This is a genomic window from Photobacterium profundum, assembly GCF_003026285.1.
GTDB classification, from domain to species: domain Bacteria; phylum Pseudomonadota; class Gammaproteobacteria; order Enterobacterales; family Vibrionaceae; genus Photobacterium; species Photobacterium profundum.
The window spans coordinates 246,714-268,365 of sequence record NZ_PYOD01000005.1 but is presented as its reverse complement, the minus strand read 5'-3'; the positions used below and the strand labels follow the sequence as shown (position 1 = coordinate 268,365).

The window sequence follows — 21,652 nt, the reverse complement described above, 5'->3', positions numbered from 1 at the left end:
TCAGAATCCCTCATCACAATTCTGATTCGCCATGAGGTTATGCGGTGTACAAGATAAATGAAGTCTTCGAGACAATTCAGGGTGAAGGTACTTTCACTGGTGTTCCTGCGATATTTGTTCGTTTACAGGTTTGCCCTGTTGGTTGCTCATGGTGTGATACCAAGCAAACATGGGATGCAGAGCCGACTGATTATGCATCGTTAAATGACATCATGGCAAAAAAAGGAGACTCCCCCCTTTGGACCAATATTGACGCCCAAGGTATTGTCGCTCTACTGCAAGATCAAGGTTACACAGCAAGGCATGTGGTTATTACAGGTGGCGAACCTTGTATTTATGATCTTATACCATTAACAGCGGCATTAGAAACCGCTGGGTTTAACTGCCAGATAGAAACCAGTGGTACATCTGAGATTCTGGCAACTGAAGATACCTGGGTAACGGTCTCCCCTAAAATCAATATGAAAGCGAAGCTTCCCGTTTTAGCTTCAGCACTTTCACGTGCAGATGAAATCAAGCACCCTGTTGGCACAAGTAAAGACATTGAACAGCTTGATACACTTATTAACGGCGTAACATTAAAACAAAACGTGACCATCGCTTTGCAGCCGATCAGCCAGAAACCAAGAGCAACGGATTTATGTATCGAAACTTGCATTAAACGTAACTGGCGGTTGTCTATTCAGACACATAAATATTTAGCTATTGCTTAAATTCTGACGTTCATATTTTTACCTATAACACTTGTTAAGAATTACAGCTGTTACATATTAAGATTAACGGTGGCTCCTAAAGAGACACCGTTTTCTTTGAAAAGCTAATTTATTTAAAATAACTGATTTATTTAGAATAAAAATCATCAGCCTGATGCGAAAACCCGCTTCTCATTACCTGTCTCACAATAATCTCAAATATTAGAATCCGTTTCATAGCCAAGATCGGCTCTCCCCTTTTACACAAAATAATTCCCCTATATCTATACTCAGCAAAAATAAAGACACATAAAAATTTACCAATTGGGGAAGTCAGCATGCGCAATTATCTAAGAGTATTACTCTGTGCTGTGGCATTAGGTTTGTTACAAGCCTGTGGTGGCGGAGGACCTGGAGATCCTGTTGCAGCAGCACCCGCAGCACAAGTACCAGTCTCAACCCGCTTCAATATTAGTGTTGATGTACCACTAGGTGTTAACACAGCCTACCAATCAACGACTGGTATCATGAAAAGTGCCTATGCCGATGCACTCATCAATCTTAGTGAGGGTAATTTTGTTATTGTTCTGCTTGATGCTGAGGGTAAAATTTATCGACAAGCTGATATTACCCATTGGGAAGAAGGCCCAGTAGGAACATATATTATTGATGCAGATACGCTTACACGCTTCAATGCTGTTGTTCTTGTTAGCCGTTTCAATACGCCTGATTTTATCATTGGTGAAGCACTGCCTGATAATGTCTTTGTTGCGCCACTTCTCTCTACCGATGTTGCTGTCACGCTCAGCTCGACCCTCGCCTACTTCTCTGTGGCACAAAAAGTAGTTAATGATGACGATTGGGGAATATTTAGTGAGGTCGTTTCTAAACCTGGCTTTATAGAGTTACGTACTGCGACAGAGATGTTTGATGAAATAGGGGTCGAACTTAATAATATTTTAGTTTCACAAATCGGCCTAAGGGGTATCACTGTTGAAAGTATGATGGATTTAACCCTCGTTAAAGCAATGACATCAGGCTTAATTGAACGTAAATACACCGAGCAAAGCAGCGAAATTTCAGACGTACAGGCGATTTTAACGGAAGGATTCTGGCAGCTAAAAAGTCAGGCATCTAACGAAGGTAATAATATCAATGCCGACCATACGTCTCACGATGGGCAAGAAAGTATAACCGCTCAATATAAGTGGGATAAAAATGGTGACGAAGAAATCACATTGAGTGAATATTTCACTTACTTCAGCGGCACAACTGCATTTAGTGACGATGATATTACGGAACAAATCCTTACCGCTGAAGGTTGGGTCGGGCTGTACGATTATTTACAAGTGCTGTTTATTACACCAAGAACCGCTATTTTGACCAATGCGGCACTCAATAACGATGATGATAAAGGGCTAACACTCGAAGCTAATGCTTACTCGTTAACTGATAAAAAAATGCACGATTATTTAGCGACAGAAGAGAATCACCGCCTGACTAAATACATAAAAGAAGATGGCGTGTTTGAAGACGGTGCATACGGCTTTTATTTCACATGGAAACCTCAAACAGACCAACACCTATTATGTAATAACCGAAATGATGTCGCTGATTGCCGTATTGCTCCCGTTATCGCCCCGCTTCTTTATTACACTGATCTTGACGATATCTTTACCAACGAGCCTAGCGAAACATTCCTAAATGTTAATGGCTTTAAGATCTCAGATAATATCGTGGCTGAATTTATTAGTAATGACTTCAATACCGTACTTTACTGGTACAAGGTTGCAGGTGATAATTGGCAAGTTCAAGCCGAAGGTACATGGGGCTCAGTCAATACGTTTGGTAAAGAACTCATCCGATTCGAGGTACCCAATCTTATTACCCAACTTGATGCAAGTTATGACTTCGATACACGCCAACTGTTCTTAGTGAATGATAAAAATTACATCAATATAGGTGAAACACTGCTCGATGGTGAAAAATCTCATTTTTCAGGATTTAACGTTGCCGCTAAGGAACAAATTTTTGCTCTTGCCTCACGCAGTAATCTTCCCGCTTTTGGTCTTTGTAATTATGGCAACACATCCAATGCCAATGGAGATAAATACCTTAACGCTGTGATTGAATGTGGTGGTGATGATCGTTTTAATACTCAAACCATTAGCGAATTAATCGATCAACATATTGTTCAAATCACTCCTGAAGGTGAAATAAGCACCATCATTTTAAAGGAAAATAATAATTGGGAATTTTACAAAAATAGCGTTAAAGAAGACATTGTCAGAACATGGTCTTTAACAGACGATGGCTATTTACGTATGGATTGGACATCACCAGCCAGTGATGACAATTTCGATTATTGGGCAAGAACGAACCACAACCTAAACGATAAATTACATGTGATAAAGGCCTATTCAATTAACGATGACGGTGTCGGTTCACCCTCTGAAACGGTTTATTCTAAAATCGTAAAAGAATACGCACCCGATCAGCTTTTAGCCTGTGATACAAATGATTCTGGTTGGAGCTTTGACACCATAGCCCCAATCACCAAACAATCACTGACTCAATACACAACGCAAACAGCAGCGTGCCTTGTTAGCTGGGAGCAAAAAACCACTCGTTTTACAGAAAATATGTTGCTTAATGATGCCGGTGTTACCAGCGATGATCTCGCTTTAACGTTTGCTGGTGATAGTTCACGGTATTTAAAACTCACAGACAATTTTGACGGTGACTACTTCAAAGGTTCATACGGCGATACTGATGGTTGTGGTTTTAACTTCGAAATCAGGTGGCGAATTGAAGAAGATGGCACCCTTTATTATCAAGCACTTGATGGTTCAATGAATGAGCGAATTAAAGTCACAGAGTCTGATGGCCTACACTTTGCGATTAAAGCCTTTAATCACCAAACACGTTGGCAGAGTGATGAAGCCTTAATGTACACCACGCAAGAAGGTGAAATGTGGAGTGATATTGTGACCTTAGTCCGCGCTGATGATATACCTGAAGCAGTTATCATTCCGCCGCCTCCTCCACCTGAGCCTGAAGTGCCAGCAGAAGGAGAGCCACCAGCTGAACCAGAAACCCCATCAGTGCCAGCAAAAGGGACGATTTTGAATGACGGTCAAACCTGTGAATACCTTAATCAAGCCTAAAGTGCTTAAATAATAATAATCAGGCAAGAATACTTGCCTGATTTTTTTATCTATATTTATTTCGCGTGTCATTGCAGCTACCTGATTGGATAACGCCACCCTCAGTATCACCATTTCTGGTCAAATTACGCACAATAACCTCAACATTAAGAGATTCGTGCAATTATTAGGCAGCAATCATAGCGTCTAGAGCGATTACTTTCGCTATTTACGCTTTCAAGTGATAACAAAGCTTGATGCCTGACGTAAGAAAGGTAATATTGATTATTCGGAATGTATTTTAAAGCACGACTTATCTTTAATGATGAAGTATGAGTGCCTTAACGGAGAATATTTTAAACATGACTTACGCGCCTGTAACAGACGTACTAAGCGGAAAGCTAGCAGTAGACAGTGAAGTTACTGTTCGAGGCTGGATCCGTTCACGTCGTGATTCCAAAGCTGGGATCTCTTTTCTTGCCATTTATGACGGCTCTTGTTTCGACCCGATTCAGGCCGTGGTCCCGAATGAGTTAAATAATTATCAAGAAGAAGTCCTAAAACTAACTACTGGTTGCTCTGTTGAAGTAACGGGTAAAATTGTTGAGTCTCCTGCTAAAGGTCAAGATTTTGAGCTTGCTGCAACTGACGTTAAAGTTGTAGGTTTAGTTGAAGACCCTGATACATACCCAATGGCGAAAACTCGCCACTCAATTGAGTACCTTCGTGAAGTTGCGCACCTACGTCCGCGTACTAACATGATTGGTGCTGTAGCGCGTGTACGTAACTGTCTGTCTCAGGCAATTCACCGCTTCTACCACGAGCAAGGTTTCTTCTGGATGTCTGCTCCACTTATCACAGCATCTGACTGTGAAGGTGCGGGTGAGATGTTCCGTGTATCAACACTTGATATGGCTAACGTTCCGATGACGGACGCTGGCGAAGTTGATTACGATAAAGACTTCTTCGGTAAAGAAACATTCCTGACAGTATCTGGTCAGTTAAACGCTGAAACTTATGCTTGTGCATTAAGCAAAGTATACACATTCGGCCCTACTTTCCGTGCTGAAAACTCAAACACCAGCCGCCACCTTGCGGAATTCTGGATGGTAGAACCTGAAGTTGCTTTCGCCGATCTTGATGATGCAGCGAAACTGGCTGAAGACATGCTTAAGTACGTATTCAAAGCCGTACTTGAAGAACGTCGTGATGACCTTGAATTCTTTGCACAGCGTATCAACAAAGAAGCAATCACTCGTCTAGAGCAATTTGTCGATTCTGACTTTGCACAAGTTGATTACACTGATGCAATCCAGATCCTACAAGATTCTGGTCGTAAGTTTGAGTTTGATGTTGAGTGGGGCATTGATATGTCTTCTGAACACGAACGCTACCTTGCAGAAGAGCACTTCAAAGCACCTGTAGTTGTTAAAAACTACCCGAAAGATATCAAAGCATTCTACATGCGTATGAATGACGATGGTAAAACGGTTGCTGCTATGGACGTTCTAGCACCAGGTATCGGTGAGATTATTGGTGGTTCTCAGCGTGAAGAACGTTTAGAGCTGCTAGATAAGCGTATTGCTGAAATGGGTATCGATGCAAGCCACATCGAATGGTACCGCGACTTACGTCGTTACGGTACAGTTCCTCACTCAGGCTTCGGTCTAGGTTTTGAGCGTTTGGTTACTTACGTTACTGGCATGCAAAACATCCGTGACGTAATTCCGTTCCCACGCGCACCACGTTCTGCAAACTTCTAATTTGAACTTGCAACTAACGTGAATTGAAAAGACTTCCTTCTAGGCTGTCTCTTATACACAAATCCCCAGTTTTTAAACTGGGGATTTTTTTTAACTTCATTTCAATATCACGATCTTATTTTTTTGGTTTCCACGCTTTGAGGTCAATATCTAGATCAGGGAAATCTTTGGGGTCGAATTGTGGGTGTTCGATACCTGCTTTAAGTTGCTTCTTATAGTCTTTCAAAATACGGATGAGCGTAGGAAACAGCATTATAAGTGCTAACAAGTTAACGATAGCAAGGATGCCCATCATCGGATCTGAGAAGAAAAACACTGACGTTGCTCCCGGAGCAACTGCGCCCAAAAAGATAATCCCGATCACAACAAAGCGAAGAATGTGTACAGACAGTTTGTTCTTTGACATGAATGTGAGGGCGTTCTCCCCCAGATAGTAGTTGTAGATGATAGAACTAATAGAAAAGAGCAAAATCGCCCCAGTCAGAAAGTACTGAGACCAAGCCCCTATATGTGAAACCAGTGACTGCTGAGTCAAAACGACACCATCAATGCCTTCTGCGCCAGGAACATAAACATCACCCAGTAAGATAACAAATGCCGTACAGCTACAGATTAAGATTGTATCAATAAATACCGATAAAGACTGTGTGATGCCCTGAGTGATTGGGTGAGCGACATCGGCCGTGGCGGCGACATTGGGCGCCGAACCCAGGCCAGCTTCATTTGAGAACAGGCCACGGCGCAAACCTTGTGCCATCGCAGTCCCCATACCGCCACCAACAGCTTCCTCCCAACCAAATGCGTTAGATACGATACTACCAATGACCGCTGGGATCTCAGTGATGTTGATTAAGATGACTAGAAGCGCCATTGCGACATACCCGATAGCCATAATAGGTACGATAACATCCGCCGTTTTAGCGATACGTTTAATACCACCGTAAATAATAAAACCAGTAATAATAGCTAACAGGCCACCAGTCCACATGCGGTCAATACCCAGGCTATCCTGCGCAGCCCCTGCAACGGTATTACCTTGAAAGGCATTAAAACCAATCGCAAAGGAAGCAATCAAACAAACGGCATATAGGTAAGCAAGCCATCGATAGTCTTCACCAAGACCATGAATTATCGAACGTGCAGCACCTCCACGAAATGCATCACCTTCTTTTCGCTTATAAAGCTGAGCGAGTGAACATTCCACTAAGCTTGTTGCCATACCAACCAGCGCAATTGCCCACATCCAAAATACAGCACCAGGACCACCAAGAGAAATTGCAACAGCTACACCTGCAATGTTACCGCCACCAACACGACCACCAACAGATAATAAAAGCGCTTCACGACCTGAAATTGCATTCCTGTCGGCTGTTTGGTTTTTGTTTAATAAAACACTGAACATGCGTCCAAAGAAAGTAAATTGAACAAATCCGGTAACGAAAGTAAAGAATAGACCCAATACGACCAGGAATGGTATAAGTGCCCATCCCCAAGTGAGATCTCCAATTACACCAAAAAGGCTTTCTAACAATTCCATCTCGACTCCTAAACATATCAGTCCGGAATAGAGGAACGAGATATCCGGGATCCAGCTATAACCGTGTACGCCTTAGATACCGTACAAGTTCGTTCCTCACTTTACGGAATGATTAAGTTTGGTGACTGACTCGTCAAAACTTCTGTTATGTACTACCAACCCTGAAAGATAGTTGAGAAGAGTATAGTCGGTCACAAAATCTTTAGTCGGAAATCTCTGAGGCGTTCTGGTTATTTCAATGCCCAAAGGGGTTTGCCGCAGATTTAGTCTAACTACACACGCACTTATTTTCAGATACAATTAGGCTGCAAGCGCGTAGAATTTATTCCAAACAGATAAATATTCAGGGTTGTCGAACTGTCCATTTTGATCAACGGTTCGATAGTAATATTTCCATTGGCCTTTTACGTTGGTTAGTAATAAACACTGGCTAGCAATAAACAAAAAAGGAATAGATGCTTGAAAAAGTGCGATCTCGATTACACACAGTCTATCTGTGATGCTTTAAATACGCTGCGCCAACAAAAGCCACTCGTAGTAAACATTACTAATTACGTCGTCATGAATAATACCGCCAATGCTCTGCTAGCGATTGGCGCCTCTCCTATCATGGCGCATAGCCAAGAAGAAATGGCAGAGATGATGAGCTTTGCAGGCAGTTTAGTGATCAATATTGGTACCCTAGACTCAGTCTGGATTCCTCGTATGATCTACGCGGTAGAACAAGCCAACGCCAATAATAAGCCGGTCATACTCGATCCTGTCGGTTGTGGGGCAAGTGCGCTACGTACTAATACCGCGCGGCAGATTGTGGCATTAGCCGATCAATTGACGATTCGTGGTAATGCATCTGAAATTATTGCTCTTGCAGGCGAACAGGCCCAATCAAAAGGTGTAGATGCACTCGATAACAGCGATAAAGCCGTTCACGCTGCACACCACCTTGCGACACAAAATAACTGTAGCGTCGTGATCTCTGGTGCAACAGATTATATTGTTACCACAACAGCAACCATTGCGCTTAACAATGGCCATGAAATGATGCCTTATGTAACGGGAATGGGATGCTCTCACACTGCACTTACTGGCGCATTCGCCGCAATTGGAGAGCCTACAGGCTTAGCTGCAACCGCTGTACTAGGTATTGCTGGCGAGATAGCAGCTCGTGATGCAGCAGGACCAGGTAGCTTACAAGTAAACCTATTAGATTCGCTCTACCATCTTGATGAAGCTGTAATACGAGAACACATTCGCATTAATCTTGTTGAAGACGGATGTCACTAAAAGGCAACTTGGGTATACAAACATGAATAAATATCGACTGTATCTTGTTACCGATGAACATCAAGATATTGAAGCATTAACATTTGTAATTAAAGAAGCCATCGCTGGCGGCGTCACCATGGTACAAATCCGTGAGAAGCATGGTGATATTCGAGCATTCATTCAGCGTGCTATGGTGATTAAGGCCCTTTTATTAAATACGGGTATTCCATTAATTATTAATGATCGTATTGATGTCGCATTGGCTGTCGATGCTGATGGTGTTCATCTGGGGCAATCAGATATGCCTGCTGATATTGCTCGTCGTTTAATTGGCCCCAATAAAATACTGGGGCTGTCGGTCGAGAATGAAACGCAACTTGAACACGCGCAATCTCTACCCATCGATTACCTTGGCATTAGCGCCATCTTCCCGACACCAACCAAAACCGACACCGTCTATACGTGGAGAATCGATGGCTTAAGTAAAGCCGTTAAAAGCAGTAAATTACCACTGGTCGCCATTGGTGGTATTAACAAAGAGAACATTCAAACAGTCGCGCAAACACACGTTGCGGGTATTGCTCTCGTCTCTGCAATTTGTCATGCGCAATCACCTAAGATTGCGTGTGAAGAATTAAACCAACTAATAGGTTAATTCCCTAGCGTAAAATGCGCAGATACAAAAAAGGCTACCTATAGATAGGTAGCCTTTTCTTTATCTGTAATACTCACGTATTTGCTGTCGCTTTATTCTGCCGTTTCTGGACGAATATCTAGCTGAATACCTTGTAAGAAGTTACGTAGAATTTGATCTTTACATTCACGGTAATGCTTGTTGTCTGGCTTGCGGAAGAACGAGCTAAGCTCATGCTTACTTACATCAAACCCTGAAAGCTTTAAGATATCAACGATATCTTCAGCCTTAAGGTTCAAGGCAATACGCAGTTTCATGAAAACCATGTTATTCGTTAGGCGTTTTTCAGGTTCAACTTGAGGACCTTCTTTTTTACCACGCTTAACATTGATCAAACCATTTAAGAAAGTTGCTAATTCAATATCACGAATTTTTACAAAGTCTGAATCATCATCTTTCTTCAACCAATTGCTGACCTGCTCGCGCGTTACTTCAAGTTCAGCAGCGCCGAAGATTTCAATCATCTTGCTGTCGTTAAAATCAAAGGTAAAGCGAATACGGCGCAAGATATCGTTATTGGTCACAAATATGTCCTAGTTCAATGGCAGCAGCATCAAAATGATCCACTGCAAAGTTAGTAGCCGACTATTTTAACAGATTTCACCACAACCTCACCATTTTCTCGTCTTCCATCGGTTAAATTATCAAATAAGAAGATAAGAAAGGCGCATTACAGCTGATTGATCGCGTCAATACCTGACTGAGGTAGCTCTATCGATGTAGGTACATCAACCAGAATAATAATAGTAGCCCAAATCCCATACAGTGCAGTAAGAAGCTAAAACCGAAAAATAAACGCACCGTTTGTAAATATAAAGTTAAACGTATGTTTGAATTTGTGCCAGAATGGTGAGGGGAAAATAAATTATAGAAATGGAAGCTTATTATGTCTGACTTTATTAGCGTTCAACATGACCAACATATTTACACTATTTCAATTAATCGCCCTAATGCTAAAAACGCACTCAACATCGAAATGTACACAAGCTTAGCGGATATACTCATTGAGGCTAATAATAATGATAGCGTACGGGTAATATTATTAACCCACACAACCGAAGTATTTTGTAGTGGTAATGACATGCATGATTTTTTACACATGTCTCAAGGTACTTTAGACAATAGCAACAGCCGCCAACAGGTTGAGCGCTTTATGGTTGCCCTACTCAACTGCCGCAAACCCATTGTAGCAGCCGTAAACGGCGCAGCTATTGGCATTGGAACTACCCTACTACAATATTGTGATTTTGTGTTTTGCGCGCCTCACACTCGCTTTCAGACTCCATTTACCCCATTGGGCTTATGCCCTGAATTTGCTTCTAGTATTCAGCTCGAAAAACTCATTGGCACAAGAAAAGCCAAGGCAATGCTCATGATGGGTGAGCCAATGATGGCAAGTGAAGCCGAGAGCCTCGGTTTCGTTAACCAAGTGGTTGATAACCCATTCAACACAGCGCAAACCTACGTCAAACAATTAGCGAGTCTTCCCCCTAATGCAATGCGTAATACAAAAGCCTTATTAAATGCATCGTCAATCGAGCCATTATTAGCCTGTATTGAAATAGAAAATCAGTTGTTGTTTGATTTATTAGCACAACCAGAGGCAAAGGAAGCCATTTCGGCATTCCTTGAGAAACGCGCGCCTGACTTCAGTCAATTCTGAGCCAACACTTCTCTAACAAGACAATTTTAGGACAAGACGTACTGAAAGCTTAGGTGCTTAGATGCTTAGATGCTTAGATGCTTAGATGCTTAGATGCTTAGAAATAGACAAGCCGACGAATCGTCGGCTTGTTTGAGTATAATAGAGAAATAATCTAAGCCGTTGTAGCTTGCGACTTCAGCGTTGAACTACGCTGGGTTGCTGACGGTATTTTATTGGGCTCATCTTCATCTTTCACGAAAACAACCAACATACCTGCAAATACCATTGATGCCCCACCTAAGACAATTGCCATCATGGTGTCACCGTTAAATGCCCAGCGAGTAAAGAAGCCCAGAATACCAGCTGCTAGAATTTGAGGTAATACGATAAAGAAGTTAAATACCCCCATGTAGAACCCCATTTTCTTAGCAGGTAACGCGCCAGCAAGAATCGCATAAGGCATACATAGAATACTTGCCCACGCTAACCCTATACCCACCATATTCAGCATTAACATGTTAGGTGATTCGACTAAAGACACCGTTGCTAAGCTGATGCCACCAATAATTAAGCTCAGACTATGTACAAACTTACGGCTTGTACGTCTTGCAAGCCATGGCAGTGCAAAGGCAGCTAGCGCAGAAATACCGTTATAAGCCGCGAAACACAACCCCACCCAGTCAGCACCTTTGTTATACAGCGCAGAGCTGCTATCTGTAGCACCAAAAATTTGAGAGGTTACCGCTGAGGTGGTGTAAATCCACATTGCAAACAAAGCAAACCAAGAGAAGAACTGCACCAAGGCTAGTTGCATCATGGTTTTAGGCATAGCACGGAGATCAGTCAGAATCTCTTTCATACTTGCTTTTTCTTCGGGTTCAGATGCCATCTTCACATCCAAAATATCTTCACCGTTGAATACTGCTAATTCTTTAGGCGAATATTCTTTGGTGCGATAAACCGTCCATAAAATAGAACCTAGGAACACCACAGCACCACAAATGAATGAGATTTTAACAGACGGTGGGACTTCACCAACTGGTGCTGTATTTGCAACATTGAATACGTTACTCAGCACATACGGCATTGCAGACGCAATAACAGAACCGACCCCGATAAAGAAGGTTTGAACCGCAAATCCTTCTGTACGCTGATCGGATGGAAGATTATCTGCGACTAGCGCTCGGAACGGTTCCATCGACACATTGATTGATGCATCTAAGATCCACAACATACCTGCTGCAACCCAAAGATAGGGTGAATACGGCATAACAACCAGCGCTAACGATGACGCTATTGCACCAAATAAGAAATATGGACGTCGACGCCCTAACGGTGTCCAGGTTCGGTCACTAAAGTAACCAATAATAGGTTGTACAAGTAAACCCGTAAGTGGTGCTGCAATCCATAAGATAGGGATTTGATCAATACTCGCACCAAGGGTTTCGAAAATTCGGCTTACATTGGCATTTTGTAAACCAAAACCGAATTGAATCCCCATGAATCCAAAGCTCATATTCCATATTTGCCAAAAAGATAGGCGTGGCTTTTCCATTTCTCTTTCCCAAAGTAATTCCAATTCTATTAAATGATCGTCTTTTTCTTTTCAGTAAATCACTTAGGAGAATTGGATCATTCCTTTCAACCTAATCACTCTTAATATTCACTTAAGTAGTGATCTAACAGTAAACAAAGCTTTTTTATACTTTGGATACATAACATGATAAAAATCATTGCATTAGAACGATTTCTTTCGGGATGCAATCCTATGACAGACGTTGCCCTACCAACCGTGATCAGACTCACATCAACAAGTTGCAGTTATAATTATTTTGGTTAAATTACTACATTTGCAGGGATTTATAGCAAAATGAATACTAAACACTCACTTAAGTAGTAAAATTTCAACAATTTAAATGGAGGGATATATTGAGGATATGTAGTAAAAGTTAAGTAAAAGTTCTAACTAAAGCGTGCTACAGATTTTTTTAGCGCCAAATTGTTACAATTTCTTGTCAATGATCCACTGCAAAGGGTATAAATAGACTACTAAACAAATTATTTCTTAGCATGGATGACCACTAATGTTTGAAAAAATCACTGCAGCGCCTGCCGACCCTATTCTTGGCTTAACTGATGAGTTTAAAAATGATGCTCGCCCAGAGAAAATTAACTTGGGTGTAGGTATCTATAAAGACGAGTCAGGTAACACGCCAGTACTTGCTACAGTAAAAAAAGCAGAAGCTATTTTACTGGAAAAGGAAACGACAAAGTCGTACTTAGGCATTCCAGGAACAGCAGAGTATGGTCTTGCCGTTCAGCAGTTATTATTTGGTGCTAACGCTACTATTATTTCAGACAAACGTGCTCAAACAGCTCAAGCTCCAGGTGGTACTGGTGCGCTACGTGTTGCTGCCGAGTTTATTAAACGCCAACTAGGCGATGTAAAAGTATGGATCAGTAACCCAACATGGGCTAACCACATCGGTGTATTCGCGGCTGCAGGATTAGAAACGGCCTCTTACTCTTATTACAATGCAGAAACTAAAGATATCGATTTTGATGCTGCTTTAGCTGATCTTGCAAACGCAAATGAAGGCGATATCGTTTTACTACACGGTTGCTGCCACAACCCAACAGGTATCGACCCTGTTGAAGCTCAGTGGCACCAACTAGCGGCGTTGTGTGTAGAGAAAAAGTTACTGCCAATGTTCGACTTTGCATATCAAGGTTTCGCAGTGGGTGTTGAAGAAGATGCACAAGGTCTGCGTATTTTCGCCGAGCAATGTTCAGAGCTATTAGTCGCGAGCTCTTTCTCTAAAAACTTCGGTCTATACAACGAACGTGTTGGCGCATTCACTCTTGTGGGTACGACTGCAGAGCAAGCTGCAACAGCATTTAGCCAGGTGAAAAGTATTGCTCGTGTTATTTACTCGAACCCGCCGGCGCACGGTGCGGCAATTGTTACCCAGATTCTAAATGATGAAGCATTACGTAATGAGTGGGAACAAGAAGTCGCTGATATGCGCGATCGTATTCAAGAAATGCGCACGCTTTTTGTTCAAACATTAAAAGACTGTGGTGTTGATGCTGACTTCAGCTTTATTGAACGTCAGAACGGTATGTTTTCGTTTTCTGGTCTAAACAAAGACCAAGTAAATCGCCTAAAAGAAGAGTTTGGCATTTACATTGTTGGTTCTGGCCGCATTAGTGTTGCTGGTATGACAAAGAACAACATGCTGCCATTATGTAAAGGTATTGCCGCAGTACTTTAAGAGCTCTCTATTACTCGAAATAATCGGGCAAATAAAAAAAGGCGCTAATCAGCGCCTTTTTTACATTTTTACGAATAACCTAACTGCTTTATTATAATCGTTTTGTTGATGCGACTGCTACATCGCACATTAGCCAGATTTACCTAAAGGTAGCACATTACAAAAAAGTTCCCTTTCATACTGAGTCTCTAATTGTGCTCGCCAAGGTTTAGTTGATATAGGTACTAAATAAAAAGTTTCACGTGTTGTATCTGTAACAAACGCCATGCCATGTCTCATTAACTCGTAATGAATATCATGAACAAATCCAAGCGAGAAGCTCTGCCTTCCCGTCAATTGATTAATATCATCGCGCGTTAAACATACCCCTTGCTCATCTTCAGCAAAACGATTACGAAGCCAGTCAGAAAATTCTCTAGCACTTATCATTGTCATAAAAGATTGCCTCCGAGTGTCATGGCTAGATACCTGATAAATTTCACTTCGTTATCAATAGTTATAGCAGAGAGACAAAAAATAGTCATTTTTGTGACATAGCTAAGGGTATCAATCAATAAAACAAGGAAATAAATAGAATTCTAATCAATAAGAAATAACGAGGTAAACCGCATGATAGAAGGGGCTAATTAAGACAAATGCATCAGGGACTACGCCAAAGTCTCATAAATGAGAATAATAAGAAAAGATTAGAATTTAAACGTTAGAAAAGAGTAAGGACACCCACTTCTTAAAATTAAGAAGCGGGTTTAGCTATAATTAAGCCGCTTTATAAAGCACTTTATTACCTGCTAATTGGATACGCTCAACTAAGCCTTCTTCAGCTAGTTTTTTAAGCGCACCAGTTGCCCATGAAGCCGCTTTCGCATCTTCTTGGCCAGCCTGAAGGCCAATACCTTTCGGATTTAGACCTTCTGGATTGCTAACAACAATATCCAGCACTTGCTGCTGTTTTGGAGTTAAAGACACTTGAGCCGCAGCAGGTGCTGTAGCTTCAACTGGCTTTTGCTCTTCAACGACTTTTGACGCTGGTGCAGCAGCTGCTTTAACTGTTTCTGCAGTTGGTGCTTTTTTTACAACAACTTTCTCAGCTGTTGGCTTTGCTACTGCTACAGTCGCTTTAATACGCTTTTGTAACTTAAGCTGAACTTTACGTTTGTGAGAGATTCTCATTAAATTTCCTACTCCGTTGCACTACTTTCAGTCACCACTGTTCCAGCGGGAAAAAGTAAGCGCGTGTTATACCAAGTATGTCCGAGGAATGCCAGCAAACGGTCGTTTAACACACAACAAAGTATGACTTTACTCAAAAATAGAAGACAAGTTCTCACTTTTAACAAAAAGATCGCTCAATTAGTGACAAAATCATTCAGGCAGCAGTGATGTTTTTCTGTTGTAAAAATGATAATAAAATAGGGTAAACCATTGTGAAATGGTTAATTAATACAATCATGATGCAGATGTACAATCCATTAATCGACCTGTTGCATAAGTTACTCGCTTTAGAGGTTATTTATCGAACTATTTTAATGTATTTGAAGTTCGATTAGGCAGAGATGCCAAGATTACACCATACTATTTAAAGTAGTTATTTTAATCGTATGGATTCAGAGACAAGAGGACGCGATTGAATACGATATACATAAAACCACCAGTGCCTAAATCAGGGGCATATCTGATGATATTTAGTCTTGTAGTATTAATTCTACTTGGCGTTGGGGTGTTTTTATTTCCGCAGGCTAATGGAGCCGCTATAGCCATTATTCTCATCATATGCATCACACTTCTTATAATTGCAATCAAACAATCCAATGATACCGACCTCTCTTTCACCCTCACTTTTATGCATCTCCAATACCATAGCCCAACAGGCGGATGGGTAACAAAATGGAAGAATATTAGCGAAATAGGGCCCGCAACTATTTCAAAAGAAGGCTGGCATCAAGCCTTGCCATGGGCGGGGGTGAAGATTAAAGATTACGAAGAATTTTTAGATACAATTTGCCCTCGAATCGCCAGTAAAATACTGATAGAACAGCGAGGGCTATTGATATTAGCGTACAAGCAATTAACGCCCCCACCCCATGAAATCGAAGACATGCTTTTTGATGACACTCATTACATTACTTCCAGCGGTAAAAGAATGAAGGGGTTATTAGCCATGCTGGCAAATAGAATGCGATACAACCGTGAATTACTTGGTTACGATTTTTTTATTTCAGAAGACGTACTTGATAGGCCAATAAATGATTTTATTGGCCTGACTCGACGGTATATTGCAGACTCTCGCTAATCTCGCTATCTATATGCACCTTGAGGTTACTTTGGTATAGCCGCTGCACTTACATCTGACGTTTGTGCTTTTAAGAACGGTAACAACAATAACCCTACCACTGCAGCAGCGCATGAAATAACTGTAAAGAAGCCAGCCCAATGGTATTGCTCCATAATTAACGCTAGAGGATACCCAGCTAAAGCCGCCCCCATATACGCAAACAAACCAACAAACCCTGTAGCAGCTCCTACAGAGTCTTTATGCGAGCATTCTGCAGCAGCCATACCAATCAACATCTGAGGGCCGAAAACAAAAAAGCCAATTGCAAAGAAGCATCCAGCTTGAAGCACAAACCCAGTCATCGGCATTAACCACAAAGCCGCAACCGATAAAAAGATCCCAATGGCAAAAATCAAGTTCATAGGCCCACGATTTCCGTCAAATATTTTATCTGAACCCCAACCGGCAACTAAAGAGCCAACAAAACCGCCCACTTCAAATAACGACAAGGCAGCATTCGCGGTGATGAGGCTGTAATGGTGTTGCTCAGTCAGATAGAGATTGCCCCAATCATTGATGGCAGTTCGCACGATATAAACAAGAACATAACTAAAAGCCAGCAGCCAAATGTATTTATTATTTAAGACATATTTCTTTAATATTTCGGTATTAGTTAAACCTAACCCTTCATTTTCTTGCGCTAACTCTAGCGTATCGTTACGCCAATGCCCAACAGTCGGTAACCCCAATGTCACAGGTTTATCACGCAATCGCCAACAGAGAAATAGTCCCACAAAAACCGCTAAAATACCGGGAATAATAAATCCATATCGCCAACCGTAATGCAGGGTTACAACACCCACAAGTAAGGGAATTAACGCCCCCCCTACATTATGTGCGGTATTCCATAAAGACCACCAAAAGCCACGCTCTGAACGGGAATACCAGGTTGTAAGCAATTTAGAACAAGAGGGCCAGCCCCACCCCTGAAACCACGCATTGATCATCCAAAGCAAGGTGAACATAACGATAGAGCTAGAAAAGCCGAAAAGAATATTCACAACGCCCGTCATGACCAATCCTATGCCCATAAAATAGCGTGGGTTTGACCGATCAGACACGATGCCAGATAGAAACTTAGAAACACCGTAAGTAATATAAAAAAGTGTACCCATTAAGCCAATATCTGACTTATCGAGCCCTAAATCAGCAATCATTGCTGGCATCGCGTAATTAAAGCTTTTGCGAGTGAAGTAAAACAAAGCATAACCCGCATACATGGTAAACATAATATGAAAGCGCCAGTACTTATAAAGCTCATCGATTTGCTTTGGATCTTTCACTGGCTGTACATGCTGTTCCGACTTTAAAAAACCGATCATATATTCAGGTCTTCATTTGAAAAGTAAATAATGGTGTCATAAGAAACATATTGAATGTTCATGATTTAGAGCTTAGGTAATACAACATGTAATGCTGTACCGGGCTGTTGGGTGCCAGAATCACTACTAAGGGTAAATTCCCCTCCTAAGGCTTGCACCCTTTCTTTCATTCCACGTAAACCAAAACCACGTAACGTCTCTTCAGGTTTAAACCCCACACCATTATCTTTTACGGTTAAGTAGACATCTTGCTCGAAGGTTACTGTGATTCTGGCTTCAGTCGCTTGCGCATATTTCACCATATTATTTAGCGCTTCTTGGCAAATTCGATAGAGTGTTACGCTGGTCGCATCGCTTAAATCTAAATCAACATCCGTCGGTTCATTCCAAATAATGGTTGTCGAAATCCCATTTGCTTCGCACTCTAACTCACGCACTAACTGGTGAATTGCCTCTTCTAAACCAAGGTCGTCTAACGTTTTAGGCCGAAGCTGCGTTAACAGCCCTTTCGTGGTGTCATAAATATTCAACGACAGGCTTTCAATGGTTGATGCGCAACTTTCACCCATCGGGGTATTTTCAACCCGTTTTAAAATACTCGCTTGGGTACGAATAGCGGTAATATTCTGCCCTATTTCATCATGTAACTCTCGGGCGATATCTCGACGCACGGATTCTTCAGCTTTTACTAATTGGCGGGATAAATTGTGGTTACGATTTAGTTCATGCCTGAGTTTTTGATTCAATTCACGTTGGCGTTGAATCCCCATACCCAACAATATTCCCGTTAAACTTTGCGCAGAAAGTGATAATAACAGGTCTGTTATTTCCATATTACTCACGCCACTACGCGCGGCAATTAAAGCCACACTGTTAAGCAATGTTCCTAATAGTGCCCCTTGCCATCCGTAACGAAAAGCGAGCAAAATAATAGGAATGGCTAAACAAAATGGCGCAAAGCGACGTAATTCTTCAGGTAACCCCACTTGAGCTGCAATACTTAATGCAAACAACACAACATAGATAACCACGTGTCTGCTTCTTAGCTCAATGGGTTTAGATACAAGGTTGACCGTTAATGGTATCCATGATTTCTGGAACAAATAACTCCAGATTAAATAACAGCTTGGCACTAACATTAAACCGCCAGTCACGCTGACAAGAAAAACCATCCATAATGTATACAATGGTGCCGAGATCAATACGGCATCTTGTGCACCCATCATCTGTAAGCTAGGCATTTGTAAACTAAGTATTTGTGAACTAAATACCAGTACATTCAGTAGTGCCGTTGAGAAAATCACTGTCCCCATAACGCATAATCGTCGCCATTGAGAACCATAATAATATTTTTGAGCAAACCAAGTAATCGGTACACTGATCAGACTGGCCGCAATAACCGATAGCCATTGCGGCTGGTCGAGTAAAATAGCCAATGACACCATAAGCCACCATTCAGCACCGTAAACCGCAAGCCAATAGCGTTTGGGGGTATGTAACACGATGCCAAGGCGCAGAGCAAAAGGGAACAGTAAAATCGCAAGCTCTGGTTCCATGATGAAATAATAGGAAAGCACCCATAAGCAAAACCAGCTACAAGAGATCAGTAACCAACCACATAAAGATGTTATGCCGTAATTTCGCATTACACTGTTTCACTCTCGAAACATTTCGCAAGCTCTACATTGTTTTTGACATTCAACTTATCCATGGCATTAGCACGATGTACATGAACCGTTTTATGACTTAAACCAAGACGAACAGCAACGGCTTTAACATCTAAACCTAGTGCTAGCATTTCACTTATCTGACGTTCACGTTTTGTCAGTTGCTCTATAGGCTGTCGACTACGATTGGGGGTCACCAGTTTCATTGTAAGATCGGGGGTTAGATAACACCCTCCGCTCGCCACTGTTCGAACCGCTTGTATGAGTTCATCAGGGCTGCATCGCTTGGTTAAATACCCTCGCGCACCCGACTCTAATGCTTTTTCTACAATTGCCGCTGAATCATGCACGCTTAACATAATGCAAGATATACCAGAAGGAAGATCTGCTAATAATGAAAGGCCACTTTCATCAGGCATTGAGATATCAAGAATACACACATCAGCGTCTGAACCCGGTAAACCTTTGCGCGCTTCTAAAGCAGAACCGAACTCACCAACAACATTTATATCAGCTTCCATTGATAAGAGTTGAGCAAATCCTGAACGGACAATAATGTGATCATCAACCAATGCAACTTTGATCATCTGAAGATACCCAAGAAAATGAAAAGGAGGCTAAACTACATCCATCCTACGTCGCAAGCAAGGTAGAAAAAATGCGAAAGAACAACCAACATGATATTTCACGGTTTTATTTGTGATTGCTCTTTACTGTCATGAGGAGCTGTTTATCTTTCGTAGTTACATTTTATTCAAGATAAAAAATACCCTTATACAAAAAAGCCACCCTAATAGGTGGCTTCTTTCTATGTATTATTCAAATTATGCAGCGTCTGTTACTAGCTGTTTTTGAATGCGTTTTTCACGTCGAATTTTTTTCTCTTCAGCGATGGCTACGAAAAGTAATAACACGATACAAATTGCAGCTGACGTATCTAAAGCTGCAAATGTACCCTTCCATCCTGTTAGACCAAAGATAGGCGTGCCATCAGCAATCATACCTAAACCTAATTTTGCAAAGCTATCACCAATTAGGTATGCAAACGTGCCTTTTACACCATCAGCAACACTGATTGCTTTTTTCGGTACAAAGCCTACAGCAGCAACACCGATTAATAGCTGAGGACCAAACACTAAGAAACCAAGAGCGAATAATGAACCAAGATACATATATTCGTTCGTTGCATTCTGGTAAAACTCAAGTGTAAAGATAATGAGCACTAATGAAACACAAGCGACGATTGCACGGCGACCGTTTGCCAAGTCAGATAAGTAACCCCACATTAACGTACCAACTAATGCACCGACTTCAAATAAGGTAAATCCTGTGATTGCAGTTTCTTTCGATAAACCCAATTCTTGATAAGCATATACCGTAGACCATTGATCGATACCAATACGTACCACGTATAAGAAGATATTCGCGAAACAAAGTAGCCAAATCACTTTATTTTTCAGCACGTATTCCATGAATATTTCGCGCTTCGTCATTTGGTTTTCTTCAGCTTCTAGATCTTCTGCACTCGCCTCTTCACCAAATAATTCTTCTGCGGTGCCTAAGCCATAAGCTTCAGGTGAATCATTACCGTAACGTAGACCAATAAAGCCAACGATTAGCGCAATAATAGATGGGAAGATGAACATACCAATAACGTGGCCGCCGAACAGGTAGTTCGAACCAAACAGTGCAACACCAGCAGCTGCTGCGCCACCCACATTGTGAGACATGTTCCACAGGCCAAGGTACGAACCACGTTTGTTACGCGGAGTCCATTTAGTGATTGTAGAATAGCTTGATGGACCACCCGTACTTTGGAAGAAGCCGCTTAAGCCATAGAAGGCAATCATCAAGAATAAGCTAACACCCGAACCGCCCATGCTGACACTGAAGCCCAGCATTGCGATACCTGACAGAATCAACATGAATGGAAGAAATTGTTTTGTATTCTTTCCGTCAGCGTAATAAGAAACAGCGGTTTTACCTATGCCGTAAGTAATTGAGAAGCCAAGACCGATTAAACCAAGCTCAGTCATCGACAGGCCATAGGTAGAGATCATGTCATTTTGGGCAACGTTAAAGTTCTTACGAATTAAATACATTGCCATGTAGCCAATAAATACAACCAAGTATGATTGAATAAATGGTTTAAACCACATTTTACGGCGTTCATCTACAGGCAGATCTAAGGTCGGCTTTCTGACCTGTTCCAACAGTTTAAACATGTGAAACCCTCTACAAATTTATTCAAAATAAGCCTGCTTACTGAATGTTATGAATATTACGTTACATTCAGTAAGCAGAATCGCGGGC

At 41.6% G+C, this 21,652-nt stretch carries 17 protein-coding genes; 8 read left to right on the top strand and 9 right to left on the bottom strand.

Features of this window, described 5'->3' with window-relative positions; all coding sequences use genetic code 11:
* The first annotated feature begins 44 nt into the window (after nucleotides 1-44).
* From queE to asnS, 3 genes are all read left to right on the top strand, one after another.
* The gene (queE, locus tag C9J48_RS15095; RefSeq protein ID WP_006233685.1) at nucleotides 45-713 is read left to right on the top strand and encodes a 7-carboxy-7-deazaguanine synthase QueE; all 669 of its coding nucleotides are present in this window, start codon (nucleotides 45-47) and stop codon (nucleotides 711-713) included.
* A 317-nt stretch (nucleotides 714-1,030) separates the two neighbouring features.
* Entirely contained in the window at nucleotides 1,031-3,859 is a 2,829-nt protein-coding gene (locus C9J48_RS15085; RefSeq protein WP_006233684.1) for a hypothetical protein, read from the top strand.
* A 341-nt stretch (nucleotides 3,860-4,200) separates the two neighbouring features.
* Nucleotides 4,201-5,601 carry an asparagine--tRNA ligase gene (gene asnS / locus C9J48_RS15080; protein WP_006233683.1) on the top strand — a complete coding sequence of 467 codons (1,401 nt, stop codon included), beginning with the start codon at nucleotides 4,201-4,203 and terminating at the stop codon, nucleotides 5,599-5,601.
* Between the two features lie 115 nt (nucleotides 5,602-5,716).
* Here asnS and C9J48_RS15075 read toward each other — a convergent pair whose 3' ends face one another.
* On the bottom strand, nucleotides 5,717-7,138 hold the full coding sequence (locus tag C9J48_RS15075; RefSeq protein ID WP_006233682.1) for an alanine/glycine:cation symporter family protein: 1,422 nt from the start codon (nucleotides 7,136-7,138) through the stop codon (nucleotides 5,717-5,719).
* A 459-nt stretch (nucleotides 7,139-7,597) separates the two neighbouring features.
* On the opposite strand from C9J48_RS15075, the gene thiM reads away from it, so the two are divergent.
* A complete protein-coding gene (gene thiM, locus C9J48_RS15070; protein WP_006233681.1) occupies nucleotides 7,598-8,422 on the top strand; it encodes a hydroxyethylthiazole kinase in 825 nt (274 codons plus the stop codon).
* Between the two features lie 22 nt (nucleotides 8,423-8,444).
* On the top strand, nucleotides 8,445-9,059 hold the full coding sequence (thiE, locus tag C9J48_RS15065) for a thiamine phosphate synthase (protein ID WP_006233680.1): 615 nt from the start codon (nucleotides 8,445-8,447) through the stop codon (nucleotides 9,057-9,059).
* Nucleotides 9,060-9,151: 92 nt separating this feature from the next.
* On the opposite strand, the gene C9J48_RS15060 is transcribed toward thiE, so the two are convergent.
* The gene (locus tag C9J48_RS15060; RefSeq protein WP_006233679.1) at nucleotides 9,152-9,622 is read right to left on the bottom strand and encodes a YehS family protein; all 471 of its coding nucleotides are present in this window, start codon (nucleotides 9,620-9,622) and stop codon (nucleotides 9,152-9,154) included.
* 362 nt (nucleotides 9,623-9,984) lie between these two features.
* On the opposite strand from C9J48_RS15060, the gene C9J48_RS15055 reads away from it, so the two are divergent.
* On the top strand, nucleotides 9,985-10,761 hold the full coding sequence (locus tag C9J48_RS15055; RefSeq protein ID WP_006233678.1) for an enoyl-CoA hydratase: 777 nt from the start codon (nucleotides 9,985-9,987) through the stop codon (nucleotides 10,759-10,761).
* Nucleotides 10,762-10,915: 154 nt separating this feature from the next.
* On the opposite strand, the gene C9J48_RS15050 is transcribed toward C9J48_RS15055, so the two are convergent.
* Nucleotides 10,916-12,298 (bottom strand): MFS transporter, encoded by a 1,383-nt coding sequence (locus C9J48_RS15050; protein WP_006233677.1) that lies wholly within the window; start codon nucleotides 12,296-12,298, stop codon nucleotides 10,916-10,918.
* A 529-nt stretch (nucleotides 12,299-12,827) separates the two neighbouring features.
* On the opposite strand from C9J48_RS15050, the gene C9J48_RS15045 reads away from it, so the two are divergent.
* Nucleotides 12,828-14,018, top strand: coding sequence for an amino acid aminotransferase (locus C9J48_RS15045; protein WP_006233676.1), 1,191 nt, complete (start codon nucleotides 12,828-12,830; stop codon nucleotides 14,016-14,018).
* A 129-nt stretch (nucleotides 14,019-14,147) separates the two neighbouring features.
* Here the strand turns inward: C9J48_RS15045 and C9J48_RS15040 are convergent, their stop codons facing one another.
* Together C9J48_RS15040 and C9J48_RS15035 are read right to left on the bottom strand one after the other, a co-directional pair.
* On the bottom strand, nucleotides 14,148-14,453 hold the full coding sequence (locus tag C9J48_RS15040; protein ID WP_006233675.1) for a hypothetical protein: 306 nt from the start codon (nucleotides 14,451-14,453) through the stop codon (nucleotides 14,148-14,150).
* Between the two features lie 321 nt (nucleotides 14,454-14,774).
* Nucleotides 14,775-15,188 (bottom strand): hypothetical protein, encoded by a 414-nt coding sequence (locus tag C9J48_RS15035; RefSeq protein WP_006233674.1) that lies wholly within the window; start codon nucleotides 15,186-15,188, stop codon nucleotides 14,775-14,777.
* 505 nt (nucleotides 15,189-15,693) lie between these two features.
* Here C9J48_RS15035 and C9J48_RS15030 point away from each other — a divergent pair.
* Nucleotides 15,694-16,308 carry a DUF2982 domain-containing protein gene (locus C9J48_RS15030; RefSeq protein WP_006233673.1) on the top strand — a complete coding sequence of 205 codons (615 nt, stop codon included), beginning with the start codon at nucleotides 15,694-15,696 and terminating at the stop codon, nucleotides 16,306-16,308.
* Between the two features lie 26 nt (nucleotides 16,309-16,334).
* On the opposite strand, the gene C9J48_RS15025 is transcribed toward C9J48_RS15030, so the two are convergent.
* From C9J48_RS15025 to uhpT, 4 genes are all read right to left on the bottom strand, one after another.
* Nucleotides 16,335-17,672 carry an MFS transporter gene (locus C9J48_RS15025; protein ID WP_006233672.1) on the bottom strand — a complete coding sequence of 446 codons (1,338 nt, stop codon included), beginning with the start codon at nucleotides 17,670-17,672 and terminating at the stop codon, nucleotides 16,335-16,337.
* Nucleotides 17,673-17,737: 65 nt separating this feature from the next.
* The gene (gene uhpB / locus C9J48_RS15020; protein ID WP_006233671.1) at nucleotides 17,738-19,318 is read right to left on the bottom strand and encodes a signal transduction histidine-protein kinase/phosphatase UhpB; all 1,581 of its coding nucleotides are present in this window, start codon (nucleotides 19,316-19,318) and stop codon (nucleotides 17,738-17,740) included.
* The gene (gene uhpA, locus C9J48_RS15015; protein WP_006233670.1) at nucleotides 19,318-19,926 is read right to left on the bottom strand and encodes a response regulator transcription factor UhpA; all 609 of its coding nucleotides are present in this window, start codon (nucleotides 19,924-19,926) and stop codon (nucleotides 19,318-19,320) included. The genes uhpB and uhpA overlap by 1 nt, the downstream gene beginning before the upstream one ends.
* Nucleotides 19,927-20,163: 237 nt before the next feature.
* The gene (uhpT, locus tag C9J48_RS15010) at nucleotides 20,164-21,564 is read right to left on the bottom strand and encodes a hexose-6-phosphate:phosphate antiporter UhpT (protein WP_006233669.1); all 1,401 of its coding nucleotides are present in this window, start codon (nucleotides 21,562-21,564) and stop codon (nucleotides 20,164-20,166) included.
* Nucleotides 21,565-21,652 lie beyond the last annotated feature (88 nt).